The following is a 16,327-nucleotide window of genomic DNA, read 5'->3' as shown; positions in this document are numbered from 1 at the left end:
GAAAATTGCACTCAGAAAAACAGTAACTCGTCTTTCCAGAAATCTGAATGACTTTAATGACGGTGAAGAACTGTTTGAAGAATATCTGAAATCAATTAAAAATCGTTACCCCAGGTGTACTATGTGGGAATGTTAGCAGGCGAAAATGACATTGAGCTTATGGAGCACACCAAAAACGGACGTGACATCAATCGTCATTACTACACAGCCGAGGATGTTGAAAGGGAGCAGTCAAGACCTGTTGTACAGAAGCTCAAAGAGCTTATGGAACTGAGAAATACTCACCCTGCATTCGGGCTTGAGGGTGGTATAAACGTGCAAACCAACGGTGACAAGCTCATGATCACCAGAATCTGCGGCGAAGATTTCATTACTCTTTCTGCAAATCTTACCACCTATGAATTTGATATAAAATAAAGAGGTAATTACTATGTCTGTTACGGTAAATGAAAAATCAAAGCTTTTTGTCATTGAGACCGATAATTCGGAATATCAGTTTTCTGCGGATGAATACGGCGTTCTGCGCCACTTGTGGTACGGCGAGAGGGTCGGAATGAGCATGGAGTATCTCTGCGAATATCCCGACGTGGGATTTTCGGGAAATATCTACGAAGCTGAAAACCGCCGCAGCTACTCTCTCGATACTCTCCCCCTTGAATATCCCTGCACAGGTACGGGGGATTACAGAATAAGCGCAGTTTCCGCCGTTCATTGCGACGGCAGCAATGCCCTTGATCTGAGATATTCCGGATACAGGCTCTATGACGGAAAATATTCAATAGAGGGACTTCCTGCTGTCTATGCGGACGATAACGAGGCACAGACACTTGAAATTTATCTTAAAGATTCGGCTTCGGATATTATGGTTACACTTAAATACGGCGTTCTTCCGAAGCTTGATATTATTACCCGAAGCGCAGTTATAGAAAACAAGGGAGAGAGCAGCGTTATCCTTACTAATGCCGCCAGTCTCTGCCTCGATATGCCAAGAGATTATAATGAGTGGATACATTTTCACGGAAGACACACTCTTGAGCGTATTCCCGAACGGCTTCCCCTTGCCCACGGCATTCTGGAAAGTTCATCACGCAGAGGAACTTCAAGTCATCAGCAGAATCCTACTGTTATTCTCTGCAATGGAGAATGTACCGAGACAAACGGAAAATGTATCGGCGCAATGCTTATGTACAGCGGCAGCTTTTCCACGAAAATCGAATACGATCAGCTTGAACAGGCACGTCTTGTTATGGGTATTGATCCGGAACTTTTCCGCTGGGAGCTTAAATCGGGTGAAAAATTCTTTACTCCCGAAGCGGTCATGTCATTCAGCCAGAATGGCTTTGAAAAGCTCTCCCACAATTTCCATAAAACAGTCAGGGAGCATATCTGCCGCGGAAAATATAAGCTTGCGGAGCGTCCCGTTCTGATAAACAACTGGGAAGCTACTTATTTTGATTTTGACGAGAATAAAATACTGAATATCGCAGAGCAGGCGGCAGCTCTTGGAGTAGACCTGCTTGTACTTGATGACGGCTGGTTCGGCAAAAGAAACGATGACTGTTCGGGTCTGGGCGACTGGTTTGTGAACACGAATAAGATCAAAGGCGGTCTTGGCAAGCTTGCGGAAAATATCAAATCTCTCGGAATGAGATTCGGTTTGTGGTTTGAACCTGAAATGGTTTCGGAGGACAGCGAGCTGTATCGCACTCACCCCGAATGGGCAATAAAAATTCCGTCGAGATATCCCGTAAGAAGCCGTTATCAGCTTGTGCTTGATATAACAAATCCTGATGTAAGGGAATATCTTTTTGAGTCAATGAGCAATATCCTGAAAAGTGCGGATATTTCCTATATAAAATGGGATATGAACCGCAGTATCTGTGATTGGTACACCCCATGTCTATCATCGGAAAATCAGGGAGAAATGCCCCACAGATACGTTCTCGGACTTTATGAGCTGCTTGAACGGCTGACAACAGCCTTTCCTAACGTGCTATTTGAGGGCTGCAGCGGCGGAGGCGGCCGCTTTGACGCAGGTATGCTTTACTATTGTCCGCAGATATGGTGCAGTGATGATACTGACGCATATGAACGCACCAAAATACAGTATGGCACTTCCTTTTTCTATCCGATTTCGGCAGTGGGTTCTCACGTTTCCGCAGTGCCTAATCACCAGACGGGCAGGATAACGCCTATGGAAACAAGAGCTGTTACTGCTATGGCAGGCAGTTTTGGGTATGAGCTTGACCTGAATACACTGTCGGACAAGGAAAAGCAGGAGGTCAAGAAGCAGATTGTACGCTTCAAAAAGGACGGTTCTCTTATCCACAACGGTCTTTACTATCGTTTAAGCGATCCTATGACGGATAAATTTGCCGTATGGGAATTTGTTTCGGAAGACCGCAGTGAAGTGCTCGTGAACGGAATTATTTTCCGAACAGAGCCTAACTGCACACAGTATATTATAAAGCTTCGTGGACTTCTGCCGGAGGCTGATTATCGCCTTGCGGAGAACGGAGAGGTGTATAAAGGCAGTGCTTTGATGAACGGAGGTATTTTAATGCCTAAGTCATGGGGAGATTATGCGCCTGTTGATATGCACTTTACTGCCGAAGCGTAACAGGAGGATACCTTATGATATATCATAAATTTCTTGGATTGCTGAATGAGGGCTGTTTTGACAAAGTTATGAAAGCACTTTACGGCAGTTCCGCAGAGACAACCTCACGTCAGAAAAAGCGTTATGCTTATGCGTTGGAAAGATTTCACGAATATTTTCCGAATCGTGAAGAAATCAGTGTATTTTCCGCACCCGGACGAACAGAAATAGGCGGTAATCATACAGATCACCAGCACGGCTGTGTCCTTGCTGCGGCTGTAGATCTTGATATAATTGCAGTAGTATCATTTCATAATGAAGGCGTTATCCGTTTGCAGTCTGAGGGATATCCACAGGATTATGTGGAACTAAGTGACATTTCCATGCAGGAGAATGAAAAGGGAAAATCGGCAGCACTTATTCGTGGAATTGTATCAAAATTTCATGATATGGGAGTTGAAGTCTCGGGATTTGACGCATACACTATTTCCAATGTTTTAAGCGGAAGTGGTTTGTCTTCTTCTGCTGCATTTGAAGTATTGATTGGTACAATTATACTATGGCGTACAATATCCTTAATCGTGAGGACGTGCCTGTTGTAAAAATCGGCAGTCGAAAGTTTATTCAGAGGGATAAGTTTTTCGACTGGCTTGACAGTAAGGAGGACGATGAAAATGATAAAGTATAACGACACATACATAATCGGCATAGACCACGGCTATGGAAATCTTAAAACCGCCAATACGGTTACGGCATCGGGAGTAAAGGTGCATGACATTGAGCCGCCGTTCAAGAAGGAGCTTCTTGAATACGACGGAAAGTTCATTTGCATCGGAGAGAACCACAAGTCCTTCACAGCGGACAAGACCACAGATATGGATAACTACTACCTCACTCTTTACGGAATCGCAAAGGAGTTGTCGCTTGCGGGAATTACGGAAGCGAATGTTCATCTTGCTGTCGGACTTCCGCTTATGTGGTATTCGGAGCAGCGTGACGGCTTTTCCGAATATCTATTGCAGAATGAGAATGTGGAGTTTATCTACAACAACAAGAGGTACGGCGTTCATATCGAGGGTGTTTCTGTTTAAGCTTCTCTGTTGTTGTCTCGATCTGTGTTCTTAAAAGGTCATACTGCTGTTCCCAGAGCTGTGTTGTATCAAGCCCTGCTTTTCCTGCATTTGTAATAGCTTTATCGGTTGCCGAGATAGATCGCTCCACATCCTTTAAAGCTAAATTTATTTCTGCAAGACTTTTCTCCAGACCGTCATCCTTCAGCCCGATCTTAGCCATATAGCCGTAATTGTTAGCCACAATCAATCATCATTTTCAAGAAATTCCGATAACCGCCTGTCAAGCTCACGCTCTCCCCAGTCCTGAATTTTTTCTACAAAATGTGTTCCATAAACAACACCTCGGCATACCCTGTGGGTAATTAATTTATGGTCAAAATTCAGTAAATGTGTCACAGTAGGCATATTTTTGTTTCTTGCAGCATAAAGTCTGCCGCTTTTGGTCTTGATAGTGCCTGTAACCCATCCTTTTTTAAAATATCCGGGCTGATATCGTTCCGGCTGTATAACCTTGACAGCCTTCGGAGACCCCGGGCTTCTTCTTACAGTTATCCTCTTGACCACCTTCGGATATTCTCTCACAGGTGAAGCGTTCTCTGCCATTTTTACCATCTGTTTTTCTATGTCAAGAGCCGCAGAATGAGCCTTTTTCTTTACATCATTTGTGTATTTCAGAATATCATTAAATATCTGTTCACTCAAAGGCTTTGCCATACCCTCACCTCCTCGGTGTGCAACAAAAAAAGCGCCTATGCCCGAAGGCATAAACGCTTGAAATATATAAGAAAACCGCTGTATTTATAGGCGGTTAGTAAATATAATTTTCGAGAATTATTCTTCCTCGTAATTATGAAACTTACAATTTTTGCAAATCTCCTTAAAATCTTCTTTAACTTTAAATTTACTGTCAATTGCAGTTTCTTTAAGCATATCATCTGCAACATCGCAAACAATTATGCAGTCACTTCCGCTTATGTCGCTGTTGATTAATTCACAATGAAACATAATTTATTTTCTCCCTTCGCATTTGTTAACAGTATCTAATATTCTTATTGTACCATTATTAAATTCTGAACTATGAAAAGCGGTACGAATTTTATTAGCTTTTACATCTACATAAACAGCACCGTTATTTCCATAATAATTTTCAAATTCGCCGTCAGGTTTTTTTCGAGTTACAGAAATACGGGATTCTTTTATGTATTCCTTAGCTTTATCAAGAGTAACATTGTGCTGGCGTTTAACATTGATATGATCATCATCAAAAGTCAAACTGTCAATATCAATTTTTTTTGGAGGATAATTTATTGTGCCTTGAAAGTTTGTGCTATTGAATTCTTCAATTATTTTATCACGTATTTCAGCTTTTGCGCTCGGCAGACTTCCATTCAATTTTCCATCGTCCTGCTGAATGAATCTTCCTCTGTTTTCTATTATATCATCATTTTCCGATATGTCAACAGTTTTTTCGGAATTCGCTCCCTCTCCCGTTCCCATATCCACCATAGCATTGGTGTTAGGAGTGTATATCTTGTCTGTTTTCGGGTCAAGGAGAACATCGTTAAGACCGAGCTTGATGTAATTCACACCGAGAGGCGGGAGATCTTCAAGCTTTCTTACCTCGTCAAGCTGCATGAAATTCTGCTGCAAGGCAACAGCATAAGCGTTGTATCTCTGCTGAATATCACCTCTTGTCAGTTCTCTTGTGTCAAAGGCAAAATATGTGTTTTCCTTTTCACTTTCAAGCAGAAGATCATTGTCATAAGCCGCCTCAAATAAATCAATAACAGGCATTACAGCGTTCTTCACCGTTGCATCTGAAAGTATGCCATCCACAGTACCGAACAGCTTCATGATCTCGGCATTAGCTGTCATCATGTTCTGATTGATCTGCATTTCAACGGCAGTGCTTGAAATTTCCTTGAAGTCAATACCGCTGTTGAGGAATACCATGCTCTCGCTGTTTTCGTTTGAATAAAGCTTGTTCCATGCCTTTTTGATGCTGTCCATAGCCGGCTGAGCAAGCGTTTTTTCGGCTTTAAGAAAACCCTTTTTGTTGCAGTCCTTCAGAAGCTGATTCTTCTGAAATCTCAGCATCTGATAAGCGGTGTCAAGAATAAGAGGATTCGTCTGGACAATGCCCTTGCCTTTTCCGAAGCCGTCAGTGTTTTTCAGCACCTTAAGAAGCTTGTAAGGATATATCGTCTTCCCCTGCACAGAGTATGTGTACTGCTTAAAAATAACATCATTGATATTTTTCCGCACCTCAACATACTTTTCGGGAACATATCTCAGCTCTGCGGGAACACTTCTGGAATCTCTGCCGATATAAGCAAATGCAGAACCTTTGAGCAGGAGATCAACAACCATAGAATACCGCATTTCATCAGCTGATATAAGGATACAACGGTCTATTCCATAAAAAGCTACGGTACAAGGACAATGATCGCAATAGCTATTCAGGCTTCTCTTGATGCGGGAATGAATGCTCATATTGCAAAGCCTCTTGTTATGGAGGAGGTCATCAAGGTTATTTCCGATAATCTCAATTGATCGGAAAATTTGCACCGCACAAGCTCTGTGCGGTGCTTTTATAGACCCTGTATGTCCTGATACCGAGCTTATTCCCCGTTATGAAAAGGCTCATGGGCAAAAAAAATATCCTCCTTGAGCGATTGCTTTCGGAGGATATTTTTTTGGAGAAAGATTAAGAAATTGGAGAATGTAGAAGATTAAAAAGATAATTAGAAAAATCTCTGTATTTATTGTATTATAATAATGTCATAAAATCTATTCAGATATTGCGAAAGACTCACTATTTATTGCGTTTTTCTAGAGCAAAACGAAATAAATTTATCATTTATTGTTCAATTAAGCAAATAATAATCATTTTTTGCTTAGTTTTCCATTTGATATTTACAAACAAAAAAAAAGATGTTATAATTTATTCGTCAAGTAACAGAAAAAATTGGCTAGGATATCCAAAAACTAAAAAACCAATTTATTTTGTATGGAGGTTGGAATAATGAAAAAAAACAAGTCAATTGCAGCTTTATCACTTGCTTTCCTTATGATGGTAGGAATGGCAGGCTGCGGAAACACCTCAGAAGGAAACGGAGGTAATGATACTCCCGCAGCAGGCGGAGATGCAGGAACAGCCGCTGCAGGCGGAGACGCAGGAGCTGCTTCTTCCGGAGAGATCAAGGAATTTACAGCATTCTTTGCAGTTCCCGGAAACGAGCTTAACTCCGACAACAGAGTTCAGAATGCAATCGCTGAGAAGATCGGTGCAAAATGTAAAGAAACATGGCTCACAGGTCAGACTGCAGAAGAGGCTATCGGCGTAATGATCGCTGGCGGTGAGTACACCGACTTTATCGTAGGCTCCAGCGGAAGCACCACTCTTATTGATGCAGGCGCACTTATCCCCATTGACCAGTACTGGGACAATTACCCCAATGTAAAGAACTTCTATTCCGACGCTGAGTGGAACCAGATCAGAAACGAGGACGGTCACGTTTACATTATCCCTCAGTTCGGCAACGTTTATATGTATGACACAGGTACGATACATAACGATGAAGCATTCTGGATACAGACAAGAGTTCTCGAGTGGGCAGGGTATCCCAAGATCGAGACCCTTGACGAATACTTCGACGTTATCGAAAGATACATTGAAGCAAATCCCACAATGGAGGACGGCACTCCCAATATCGGTTACGAGATACTCACCGATGACTGGAGATATTTCTGCCTTGAGAACGCTCCCTTCTTCCTTGACGGTTATCCCAACGACGGCTGCTGCATAGTTGATGAGACTACACATCAGGCTATCGACTACAACACCACTCCCACCGCTAAGAGATATTTCCAGAAGCTTAACGAGGAGTACAAGAAGGGCATTATCGACCCCGAGACATTTACTCTCAACTATGACCAGTACATCGCAAAGCTTTCTTCCGGACGTGTATGCGGTATGGTTGACCAGCACTGGAACTTCCAGGACGCTGAGAACGCTATCAAGCAGCAGGGTCTTGACAACTGCACTTATGTACCCGTTGGCGTTGTTATCGACAAGGGCATTGAGGAGCGCTACCACAGCGAGTCCGCTCTTGACGCAACAGGCGGTATCGGTATCACAGTAAGCTGTGATGATGTTGAAGGCGCTATGAAGTTCTTAAACGATCTCCTTGACCCTGAGATCCTCACACTCCGTAACTGGGGTCAGGAAGGTATTGATTACCTGGTTGACGAGAACGGCCTTTTCTACAGAAATGAAGAAATGAGACAGAATGCTGTTGACCAGTCTTATCTCAATGCAAATATGTGTCCTTACTCCTACTTCCCCAACTATGAGGGTATGAACCACGACGGCATCAATGCCTGCAACGCTAACAACCAGCCCTCCGAGTTCTTTGAGGCTCTCCCCGAACCCGTTAAGAAGTGCTTTGAAGCATACGGCGTTCAGACTTACACTCAGATGCTCAATCCCTCCAGAGAAAATTCTCCCTGGTTCCCTATGTGGTCTTACTCCAATGCGTTCACTACCGAAACTCCTTGGGGTCTTGCTAAGGTAAATATGGACGAGGTAAAGCACGAGTACCTTCCCAAGGTAGTTATTTCCGACGATTTCGAGTCCGCTTGGAATGAATACCTTACCGTTTACAATGACAGATGCGATACAGAGGCTTATCTGAACGCTCTTACCGAAGAGGTACAGAGAAGAATTGATGTCGCACAGGGCAGCTGATAAGTATAAGGCAGTATAAGTTTGACGGGACCGTTTCCTTTCGGACGGTTCCGTCAACTTACAATAAGGAGTGAACACATCGCTATGGGAAATCCTTTTGATGCGGAAAAGAAGCAGGGGATAAGTCTCAAACAGATCAAAAATCAGAAGGTGCTGATCCTGCTTTCAATACCGTTTATAATCTATGTTATCATTTTCTGCTATGTGCCCCTGGGCGGCTGGATAATGGCGTTCCAGAATTTTAAGCCCAAGCTTGGTCTTTTGCACTCGCAATTTGTCGGACTTGATAAATTTAAGTTCCTTTTTTCAAACGACCAGTTCTTAAAGGTCATCAGAAACACCCTTGCAATGGGCGTTATCAATCTTGTTCTGGGTACGGTCACAGCTATACTGTTTGCCATACTGCTCAGCGAATTCAGATTTAACAAAGGCAAGAAGCTTGTCCAGACAATTTCATATCTGCCCCACTTCCTTTCCTGGGTCATTGTTACGGGTATCGTTTTTGACGTTCTTTCCACCGAGAACGGTATCGTGAACGAGATACTTGTAAATCTTCATATCATAGACAAGCCCTTTAACTTCCTTGCGGATCCCAAGTGGTTCTGGTGGATAGTGGGTTTTGCCAATGTCTGGAAGGAAACGGGCTGGAACAGTATCATTTATCTTGCAGCCATTACTTCCATCAGCCCCGACCTTTACGAGGCGGCTTCCATTGACGGAGCGGGCAGGCTTGCTAAGATATGGCACATCACCCTCCCCGGTATTAAGCCTACTTTCTTTATCCTGCTTATTATGAACATCGGAAACGTTCTTAATGCAGGCTTTGAGGTTCAATATCTGCTGGGCAACGGTCTGGTTCAGAGCGTTTCTCAGACAATTGATATCTATGTGCTCAAATATGGTATCAGCCAGGCGGACTATTCTCTCGGTACGGCGGCAGGCATCTTCAAGAGCGTTGTCAGCCTTATCCTCATTGTGATAGCAAATCAACTTGCTAAGAAAATGGGCGAGGAACACCTATTCTAAAGGAAGGAGGCAGACAAGCTATGACAAACAAATACAAAGTTCCCAAGCAGATAGAGCATAATTTCAAGCCTGCGGGTGAGATCGGCAAAGGCAAAAAAGCATTCCTCAGCCGAAGGACAACAGGCGACATTATTTTCGACACAGTTAATCTTATCATAATGATCGTTTTCACCATCACCATGCTGTACCCTCTTCTGAACACGGTTGCGGTGTCCTTCAATGACGGTACGGACGCTCTTAGAGGCGGCATACATCTTTTACCAAGAATGTTTACGCTGGATAACTACAAAGCGGTGCTGAGCAAAGAGCTTATGCCTACGGCAGCTAAGATATCCGTTCTCAGAACCGTTATCGGCACGGTCACATCTACCTTTGTTACGGCGCTTCTCGCTTATGTTCTCAGCCGAAAGAATTTCATTTTCAAGAAGCAGCTTTCCCTACTGTACGTTATCACGATGTACGTTTCCGGCGGTCTTATCCCTGTATTCTTAGTTTACAAGGCTCTGGGTCTTACTAACAGCTTTGCGGTGTACATTCTCCCCGGAATGGTCAGCGCATTCAATATGCTGGTAATACGTACATATATGAACGGTCTCCCCGAGAGCCTCAGCGAATCCGCCGAGATAGACGGCGCGGGTCATATGACCATTTTCATCAAGATAATTTTCCCTCTCTGTATGCCCGTTATCGCAACGGTGGCTCTCTTTACCGCTGTGGGTCAGTGGAACTCCTGGTTCGACGCTATGCTCTACAACCGTATGAGCGATAATCTCACAACTTTGCAATATGAACTTATGAAGCTCCTGAGCGCTGTTACCACCTCGGGCAAGGGACAGACCGCTCAGACAATGGAACACGCCAGCGGTATGGTAACACCTACCTCTGTCCGTGCAGCTGCAACGGTCATCACATCGCTCCCCATCATCTGTCTGTATCCTTTTTTGCAGAAATATTTCGTTGCGGGTCTTACCATCGGCGGCGTAAAGGAATGATGTTCATTAAAAGAGCTGTCCGTTCGGGCAGCTTTTTTTGGTTTTTCTATTGAAATTTTTTCTGCAGTATGATATAATATTGTATAAATGATACAAAACATTGCGGGGCGTGATGAAAAATATGATAAATTCACATAAAACTGTCGGAGTGTTCGTTTGCGGCATCGGAGGAGGATTCAAAAACGATCTTTGCCGCTCCATAAACATCGCTGCAAAAAGCTTCGGATTTAATGTGCTTATATTCAGCTTTATCGGCAGGATAGGCGCCAAATATGACGATTACGGCAGATATGAGGACAGGCTCCTCGATATCATTCCCTTTGACCGGCTCGACGGCATTATCTTTGAAAACAGCAACATCTTTACCGATGATATGAGGGAGAAAATTTACCGCCGTATCAGAAAATGCAGCTGTCCTGTTGTTGTTATAAGCGAGCCCTGCGAGGATTTTTATGAGGTTCAGTTTGACAATTACTGCGGAATTACGGAAATGGTGGGGCACTTTGCAAAGTTCCACGGATTTACAAGAATAGGCTATATGTCGGGTATCGAGGGTCACCCTGACGCTGCGGACAGGCTTCTGGCGTTTAAAGCCGCTATGAAGGAAAACGGGCTTCCCGAAGAGGGCGCAGGGATATTTCACGGGGATTTCTGGTACAGCAAGGGCGGCGAGGCGGCTGATTTCTTTATTGAAAAAGGTCTGCCCCAGGCAATAATCTGCGCCAACGATTATATGGCTATTTCCCTCTGCACAGAGCTTGAAAACAGGGGAGTCAGGGTGCCCGATGACGTTTGCATTTCGGGCTGCGACGATACATATGAAGGCAAGGTGTTTTTTCCGCGTATCACCACTATTGAAAGAAATGTTTCCGACGCCGCATTTTCCGCTTTTTCTGTTATTGATAATCTGCTGAAAGGTATTCCCCAGGAACGGACGGTCATTCTTCCCACAAAAAATCATTACGGATATTCCTGCGGCTGCAGCAGAGAGTCCCTGAGAGACGAATGTATTCAGAGAAACGGTATTCTTTCAGACACACGGACATTCAGATATTATATTTATGACACGGAAGCGGCTATGCTTGAAATGAACAGGGTCTCGGATATAGGACAGATGGCGGAGACTTTCTCTAAGTATTGCTGCAATTTCGGAGGGTTTGAGAAATTTTTCCTCTTTGCCTACTGCGATGAAAACGGGCGGGTCTCATATGAAAATGCATATGACTCTCCCACCTCCCAAACCATACCTGCCATATGGATGGACAGATACGGCACGTCGGTCCGTCCTGACGGCATTTTCCCCGTTTCCGATTTTCTACCCTGCGAGACGGGCGATGACACCGCCTGCTATTACATTTCCCACCTCCATTTCGGCAGCCATTGCTTCGGGTACAGCTCGATAAAAATGGTGTCGGTGGATCCGTTCAACGAGTTTTACAACATATGGCTTATGAATATCGCCGTTTCGCTGGAGGCTCTGCTTCATAAAAACAATATCCGTCAGCTTATGCGGGAGCTTGAAAGCGAAAGTATTCACGACAAGCTTACGGGTATGCTGAACAGGCGGGGCTTTGAAAAAAATGCTCAGACTGCCTTTGACGCTGCCCGGGAAATTCCCGGTGAGGCTGCCGCTATAGTAATTGATATGGACAGGCTGAAGCACGTAAACGATGTTTACGGTCACGCTGAGGGTGATTATGCCATCAGAGCGCTGGGGCGCATTATTTCGGGCTGCTGCACTGAAAATGAGATCGCAGGACGGACGGGCGGAGACGAGTTTTATGTTTTTGCTCCCAATTATTCCGCCGGGAAGGCTGAACGGTTCCAAAGCAGGCTGACAGCGGGGCTTGATGAATTTAACCGCAGGGAAAACAAGCCCTACGTTCTGAGCGCAAGCTGCGGAATATATTTGGCGGACATTTCAAAGCACTCCTTCCTTGAGGAATTTATGAAGCGTGGAGACGAGAAAATGTACGCTGTTAAACGGGAAAGGTGTTTGGAAGCAGGCAAGGTGCGGTGATCACAAAAAAGCGGAGCCTCTGCAGATAGCAGAAGCTCCGTTTTGCGACTTTTGTACTGATTTAACAAAGGGCGGTATGCATTTTTGCTTATATGTACAAAAATGTGTCGGAGTGCAACTTTTGTTCTAAAAAAGTATTGGCAATCGGGCACAAATGTGCTATAATAAATCATACCCAACACGGATGCCCATTAAGAAGCGGCTGTTATTTGACGCTTTCGGAGGTGCCGGTCGTTCTGTAGAGCTTCTTGTACTCGGAGGGAGTACAGCCGTTAATGCTTTTGAATACTCTGTTGAAGGTGGTGAGACTTGCAAAGCCTACCTGCATTGCCACATCGGTTATGGAGCTGCCGCTTTCAAGCAGAAGAAGCTCCGCTGCCTTTACCCTGCGGCGGTTCAGAAAATTTATAAAGGTGGTGCTGCTGTATTTCTTGAATATCCTTGAAAAATGATAGGTGCTGTAGCCTGCGATGCTTGCAAGCTCCTCAAGGGTTATATCGTTTGCATAATTCTGCTCGATGTATTTAAGTATAAGTCGGAATTTGTCCGCATATTTGCCGCCGTCATCGTATTTTATCTCGTTTAGCTGATACTCCTTTATCCTTGCAAGGAGAGTTACCAGCTTTATGTAGATATACACTTCGGTGATGTCGGTGTAATTTGAATACAGAACGTATATCTCCTCCAGGATATGATTCATAGATTTCAGAAATTCCTTGTCATAATTCGAATTTATGAGCACAGGCTCTGCAAGGACGGAATAAAGCTCGGACAGTGCGGGGTTTGCCGCAAAAGAATTGTTGTCGCACAGGAAGATAAGCCTTCTGCCCGACTGTGCTTTCAGATTGTGAAGAGTGCCGCCGGGGATTATCAGGATATCCCTTTCGGAAAGCTTGTAATCCTTGCCTGCGCATACAACCTCAAAGCCGTTTGTCAGAGGCATGATTATTTCTATGGCGTTGTGCCAGTGGAGAGGATATTCCTCATCCTCATTATTGTCGTATAAAAGAACGCTTCGGTTCTGAACATAATCGACTGTTTCATAGTCGCCGTTAAGATGTACGATCATATAAGCCTCACCTTTCCTTTTTGATGTGATTTTCCCCGCAAAAGCTTTGGAATAGCGGCATAAATTGATATCTCGTAATATATTTCGGTATCATCGACACAATTTTTGGAACGTTTATATTACTATAATAACACGTCTTGTATAAAAAAGCAATACATTTGACCTGTTTTTTGTAAAGTCATACAAATCTCGCATAAAAAAATAGCACAATATGTGAAATCAAAAACGCAAAAAATGATTGGTAAATCTCGTGAGATTGTTATATAATTTATTCAAACAATACGTCATACGGACAAAGGGCGAAAACGAACTTATTTCTGTCCACATTCTTCCGACGTAAATGCAGCTTATAAAGAAGGTTGGTCAATATTATGAGTGTAAGCATTTCTAATAAGCAGTACAAGAATTTCGGAAACTGCGTATTTCTGGATAACGGTCTTATCTCTCTCGGCGTTACAGTGGATCTGGGACCGAGGATAATTTATTTCGCCCGCATCGGCAAGGAAAATGTCCTGTTTGAGGATGTCGACCGCCGCTTTACCGAGCCTGCAGGAGAATACGGCAGCTGGGTGGCTTACGGCGGTCACAGGATATGGATAGCTCCCGAGGTAAATCCCGAGACATATTATCCCGATAATGCCGCAGTGAGCTGCAGTATAGAGGGTAATAGGCTTATCCTGACACCTCCCGCAACACCCTTCGGCAAGGAATTTACGCTCATTATTGAGATGGACGATGCTGCTCCTGTGGTAAAGCTCACTCACAAGATAAAAAATGTTTCCGAGTCAGATGCTGAGTTTGCTCCCTGGTCGGTGACAAGTCTTTCCGACGGCGGAGTTTGCATGATACCCGTAAATACCGCTAAGAGAGGATATCTCCCCAACAGAGTTATCAGCCTGTGGGATTATTCGGATATCTATGACAGCAGGTTCAGAATGAGCAATTCCATGGTGCGCATAAGGCAGGATTCCTTTATTCGCAAGGCATTCAAGGCGGGCTTTAATCTTGAGGACGGCTTTGCGGTGTATGCGGTTAAGGAGCAGATATTCGCAAAATGTATTCCCGAATACAAGGACGTCTGCTATCCCGATTTTTCCTGCAACTTTGAGGTCTACACCAATAATCTTTTCCTTGAATGTGAGCTTCTGGGCGAAAAACGGAAATATGCAAGCGGCGAGGAAGCTGTGCTTTGTGAAAAGTGGTGTCTTCTTGACAACAGCAATAATGCTGAGCCTTCCGATATGATGGACGATATCGGAAACCGCATTAAGGAACTTATAAAATAAAATTTTTCCCGAAAGGAATCAGAAAAAATGAAAAAATATCTTGACAAATCCCTTTCTGCCCTTGAAAGAGCGGAAGCTCTGGTCGATGAAATGACCGTTGAGGAGCAGGCAGGTCAGCTGAGATACGATGCTCCATCCGTTCCGAGACTGGGCATTCCTGCATATAACTGGTGGAATGAGGGTCTCCACGGTCTAGCACGTTCGGGCGTTGCAACAATGTTCCCTCAGGCTATCGGTATGGCTGCTATGTTTGACACCGACCTTGTGGAAAAGGCGGGAGACATCACCTCCACCGAAGCAAGGGCAAAATACAACGCTTACACAAAATACGATGACAGGGACATTTACAAGGGACTTACTCTCTGGGCTCCCAACATCAACATTTTCAGAGACCCGAGATGGGGCAGAGGTCATGAGACCTATGGCGAGGATCCTTTCCTTACAGCCGAAAACGGCAAGGCATATGTAAAAGGTCTGCAGGGTGACGGAGAGGTCATGAAAACAGCTGCCTGCGCAAAGCATTTTGCCGTTCACAGCGGTCCTGAGTCCATAAGGCACGAATTTAACGCCGAGGCTACTCAGAAGGACATGGAGGAAACCTATCTTCCCGCATTTGAAGCTCTTGTTAAGGATGCAAAGGTCGAAAGCGTAATGGGCGCATACAACAGGGTAAACGGAGAAGGCTCCTGCGCAAGCAAGTTTCTTATGGGCAAGCTGAGTGAATGGGGCTTTGACGGATATTTCGTTTCCGACTGCTGGGCTATCAGGGATTTCCACGAGCATCACGGTCTTACGAAAAATGCGGTGGAGTCGGCTGCACTTGCTCTTACAGCAGGCTGCGATGTGAACTGCGGCTGTACTTATGTTAATGTGCTTGCGGCTTTAGACGAGGGCCTTGTTACTAAGGAGGACATCAGAAAAGCCTGCGTTCATCTTATGAGGACACGCATAAGACTTGGTATGTTCGACGATAAGACCGAGTTTGATGATATTCCTTATAATATTGTCTCCTGTGTCGAGCATAAAAAGGTTTCACTTGAATGCGCGGAAAAGTCAATGGTTCTTCTCAAAAACAACGGCATTCTTCCCCTTGATAAAAACAAGGTCAATACCATTGCGGTTATCGGTCCCAACAGCAACAGCAGAATTGCTCTTGAAGGCAATTACAACGGTACTGCCGACAGATATATCACCCTCCTGGAGGGCATTCAGAACAGGTTTGAAGGCAGGGTCATCTATGCCGAGGGCTGTCATCTTTACAAGCAGAAGGTATCGGTTCTTGCAATGCCCGGTGACAGATATGCGGAGGCTATGGCTGCGGCTGAAAATGCTGATGTTGTTATTCTCTGCGTGGGTCTTGACTCCACTATCGAGGGCGAGGAAGGCGACACAGGAAACGAATTTTCCTCGGGTGACAAGAATGATATCCGTCTCCCCGAAAGCCAGCGCATTCTCGTTGACAAGATCATGAAAACAGGCAAGCCTGTGGTTATGGTATGCGCTGCGGGAAGT

The 16,327-nt window shown here is 44.4% G+C and carries 15 protein-coding genes; 10 read left to right on the top strand and 5 right to left on the bottom strand.

The features are described from left to right. The first annotated feature begins 123 nt into the window (after positions 1–123). From ACR0QN_RS12425 to ACR0QN_RS12410, 4 genes are all read left to right on the top strand, one after another. On the top strand, positions 124–417 hold the full coding sequence (locus ACR0QN_RS12425; RefSeq protein WP_432651534.1) for a hypothetical protein: 294 nt from the start codon (positions 124–126) through the stop codon (positions 415–417). A 13-nt stretch (positions 418–430) separates the two neighbouring features. After that, positions 431–2,620, top strand: coding sequence for an alpha-galactosidase (locus ACR0QN_RS12420; protein ID WP_432651533.1), 2,190 nt, complete (start codon positions 431–433; stop codon positions 2,618–2,620). Positions 2,621–2,634: 14 nt separating this feature from the next. Continuing rightward, a complete protein-coding gene (locus ACR0QN_RS12415; RefSeq protein WP_432651532.1) occupies positions 2,635–3,201 on the top strand; it encodes a galactokinase family protein in 567 nt (188 codons plus the stop codon). Between the two features lie 72 nt (positions 3,202–3,273). Continuing rightward, positions 3,274–3,690 (top strand): hypothetical protein, encoded by a 417-nt coding sequence (locus ACR0QN_RS12410; RefSeq protein ID WP_432651531.1) that lies wholly within the window; start codon positions 3,274–3,276, stop codon positions 3,688–3,690. Here ACR0QN_RS12410 and ACR0QN_RS12405 read toward each other — a convergent pair. The 4 genes from ACR0QN_RS12405 to ACR0QN_RS12390 form a co-directional block, all read right to left on the bottom strand. Then, the gene (locus ACR0QN_RS12405; RefSeq protein ID WP_432651530.1) at positions 3,638–3,913 is read right to left on the bottom strand and encodes a hypothetical protein; all 276 of its coding nucleotides are present in this window, start codon (positions 3,911–3,913) and stop codon (positions 3,638–3,640) included. The two genes, ACR0QN_RS12410 and ACR0QN_RS12405, sit on opposite strands and share 53 nt — an antisense overlap. Before the next feature lie 2 nt (positions 3,914–3,915). Beyond that, entirely contained in the window at positions 3,916–4,386 is a 471-nt protein-coding gene (locus ACR0QN_RS12400; protein WP_432651529.1) for a hypothetical protein, read from the bottom strand. Positions 4,387–4,503: 117 nt separating this feature from the next. Beyond that, positions 4,504–4,677, bottom strand: coding sequence for a hypothetical protein (locus ACR0QN_RS12395; RefSeq protein WP_432651528.1), 174 nt, complete (start codon positions 4,675–4,677; stop codon positions 4,504–4,506). A 3-nt stretch (positions 4,678–4,680) separates the two neighbouring features. Beyond that, the gene (locus tag ACR0QN_RS12390) at positions 4,681–6,054 is read right to left on the bottom strand and encodes a phage portal protein (RefSeq protein ID WP_432651527.1); all 1,374 of its coding nucleotides are present in this window, start codon (positions 6,052–6,054) and stop codon (positions 4,681–4,683) included. 643 nt (positions 6,055–6,697) lie between these two features. On the opposite strand from ACR0QN_RS12390, the gene ACR0QN_RS12385 reads away from it, so the two are divergent. The 4 genes from ACR0QN_RS12385 to ACR0QN_RS12370 all read left to right on the top strand — a co-directional run bounded on the left by ACR0QN_RS12385 (position 6,698) and on the right by ACR0QN_RS12370 (position 12,460). Then, on the top strand, positions 6,698–8,422 hold the full coding sequence (locus ACR0QN_RS12385) for an extracellular solute-binding protein (RefSeq protein WP_432651526.1): 1,725 nt from the start codon (positions 6,698–6,700) through the stop codon (positions 8,420–8,422). 84 nt (positions 8,423–8,506) lie between these two features. After that, positions 8,507–9,448, top strand: a complete 942-nt coding sequence (locus ACR0QN_RS12380) for an ABC transporter permease (RefSeq protein WP_432651525.1) — start codon at positions 8,507–8,509, stop codon at positions 9,446–9,448. A 158-nt stretch (positions 9,449–9,606) separates the two neighbouring features. After that, entirely contained in the window at positions 9,607–10,440 is an 834-nt protein-coding gene (locus ACR0QN_RS12375; protein WP_432651535.1) for a carbohydrate ABC transporter permease, read from the top strand. 121 nt (positions 10,441–10,561) lie between these two features. Further along, complete coding sequence (locus ACR0QN_RS12370) at positions 10,562–12,460, top strand: substrate-binding and GGDEF domain-containing protein (protein ID WP_432651524.1); 1,899 nt, start codon at positions 10,562–10,564, stop codon at positions 12,458–12,460. Positions 12,461–12,665: 205 nt separating this feature from the next. On the opposite strand, the gene ACR0QN_RS12365 is transcribed toward ACR0QN_RS12370, so the two are convergent. Continuing rightward, positions 12,666–13,529: an AraC family transcriptional regulator gene (locus tag ACR0QN_RS12365; RefSeq protein ID WP_432651523.1), complete on the bottom strand. Its 864-nt coding sequence runs from the start codon at positions 13,527–13,529 to the stop codon at positions 12,666–12,668. Positions 13,530–13,900: 371 nt separating this feature from the next. Here ACR0QN_RS12365 and ACR0QN_RS12360 point away from each other — a divergent pair, with 371 nt between their 5' ends. Further along, the gene (locus ACR0QN_RS12360) at positions 13,901–14,815 is read left to right on the top strand and encodes a hypothetical protein (protein ID WP_432651522.1); all 915 of its coding nucleotides are present in this window, start codon (positions 13,901–13,903) and stop codon (positions 14,813–14,815) included. Between the two features lie 27 nt (positions 14,816–14,842). Then, the coding region (locus ACR0QN_RS12355) for a glycoside hydrolase family 3 N-terminal domain-containing protein (protein ID WP_432651521.1) at positions 14,843–16,327 on the top strand (1,485 nt) is incomplete at its 3' end.

The sequence above is a fragment of the Huintestinicola sp. genome (assembly GCF_050874005.1).
Taxonomy (GTDB): domain Bacteria; phylum Bacillota; class Clostridia; order Oscillospirales; family Ruminococcaceae; genus Huintestinicola.
Note: the sequence above shows the minus strand (reverse complement) of the source record. Positions and strands in the feature narration are given on the sequence as shown.

Coding starts and splice junctions, on each gene's coding strand:
- ACR0QN_RS12410 (WP_432651531.1), top strand. CDS start 3,274: ATGATAAAGTATAACGACACATACATAATCGGCATAGACCACGGCTAT.
- ACR0QN_RS12390 (WP_432651527.1), bottom strand. CDS start 6,054: ATGCGGTATTCTATGGTTGTTGATCTCCTGCTCAAAGGTTCTGCATTT.
- ACR0QN_RS12365 (WP_432651523.1), bottom strand. CDS start 13,529: ATGATCGTACATCTTAACGGCGACTATGAAACAGTCGATTATGTTCAG.
- ACR0QN_RS12385 (WP_432651526.1), top strand. CDS start 6,698: ATGAAAAAAAACAAGTCAATTGCAGCTTTATCACTTGCTTTCCTTATG.
- ACR0QN_RS12415 (WP_432651532.1), top strand. CDS start 2,635: ATGATATATCATAAATTTCTTGGATTGCTGAATGAGGGCTGTTTTGAC.
- ACR0QN_RS12370 (WP_432651524.1), top strand. CDS start 10,562: ATGATAAATTCACATAAAACTGTCGGAGTGTTCGTTTGCGGCATCGGA.
- ACR0QN_RS12380 (WP_432651525.1), top strand. CDS start 8,507: ATGGGAAATCCTTTTGATGCGGAAAAGAAGCAGGGGATAAGTCTCAAA.
- ACR0QN_RS12400 (WP_432651529.1), bottom strand. CDS start 4,386: ATGGCAAAGCCTTTGAGTGAACAGATATTTAATGATATTCTGAAATAC.
- ACR0QN_RS12420 (WP_432651533.1), top strand. CDS start 431: ATGTCTGTTACGGTAAATGAAAAATCAAAGCTTTTTGTCATTGAGACC.
- ACR0QN_RS12395 (WP_432651528.1), bottom strand. CDS start 4,677: ATGTTTCATTGTGAATTAATCAACAGCGACATAAGCGGAAGTGACTGC.
- ACR0QN_RS12360 (WP_432651522.1), top strand. CDS start 13,901: ATGAGTGTAAGCATTTCTAATAAGCAGTACAAGAATTTCGGAAACTGC.
- ACR0QN_RS12375 (WP_432651535.1), top strand. CDS start 9,607: ATGATCGTTTTCACCATCACCATGCTGTACCCTCTTCTGAACACGGTT.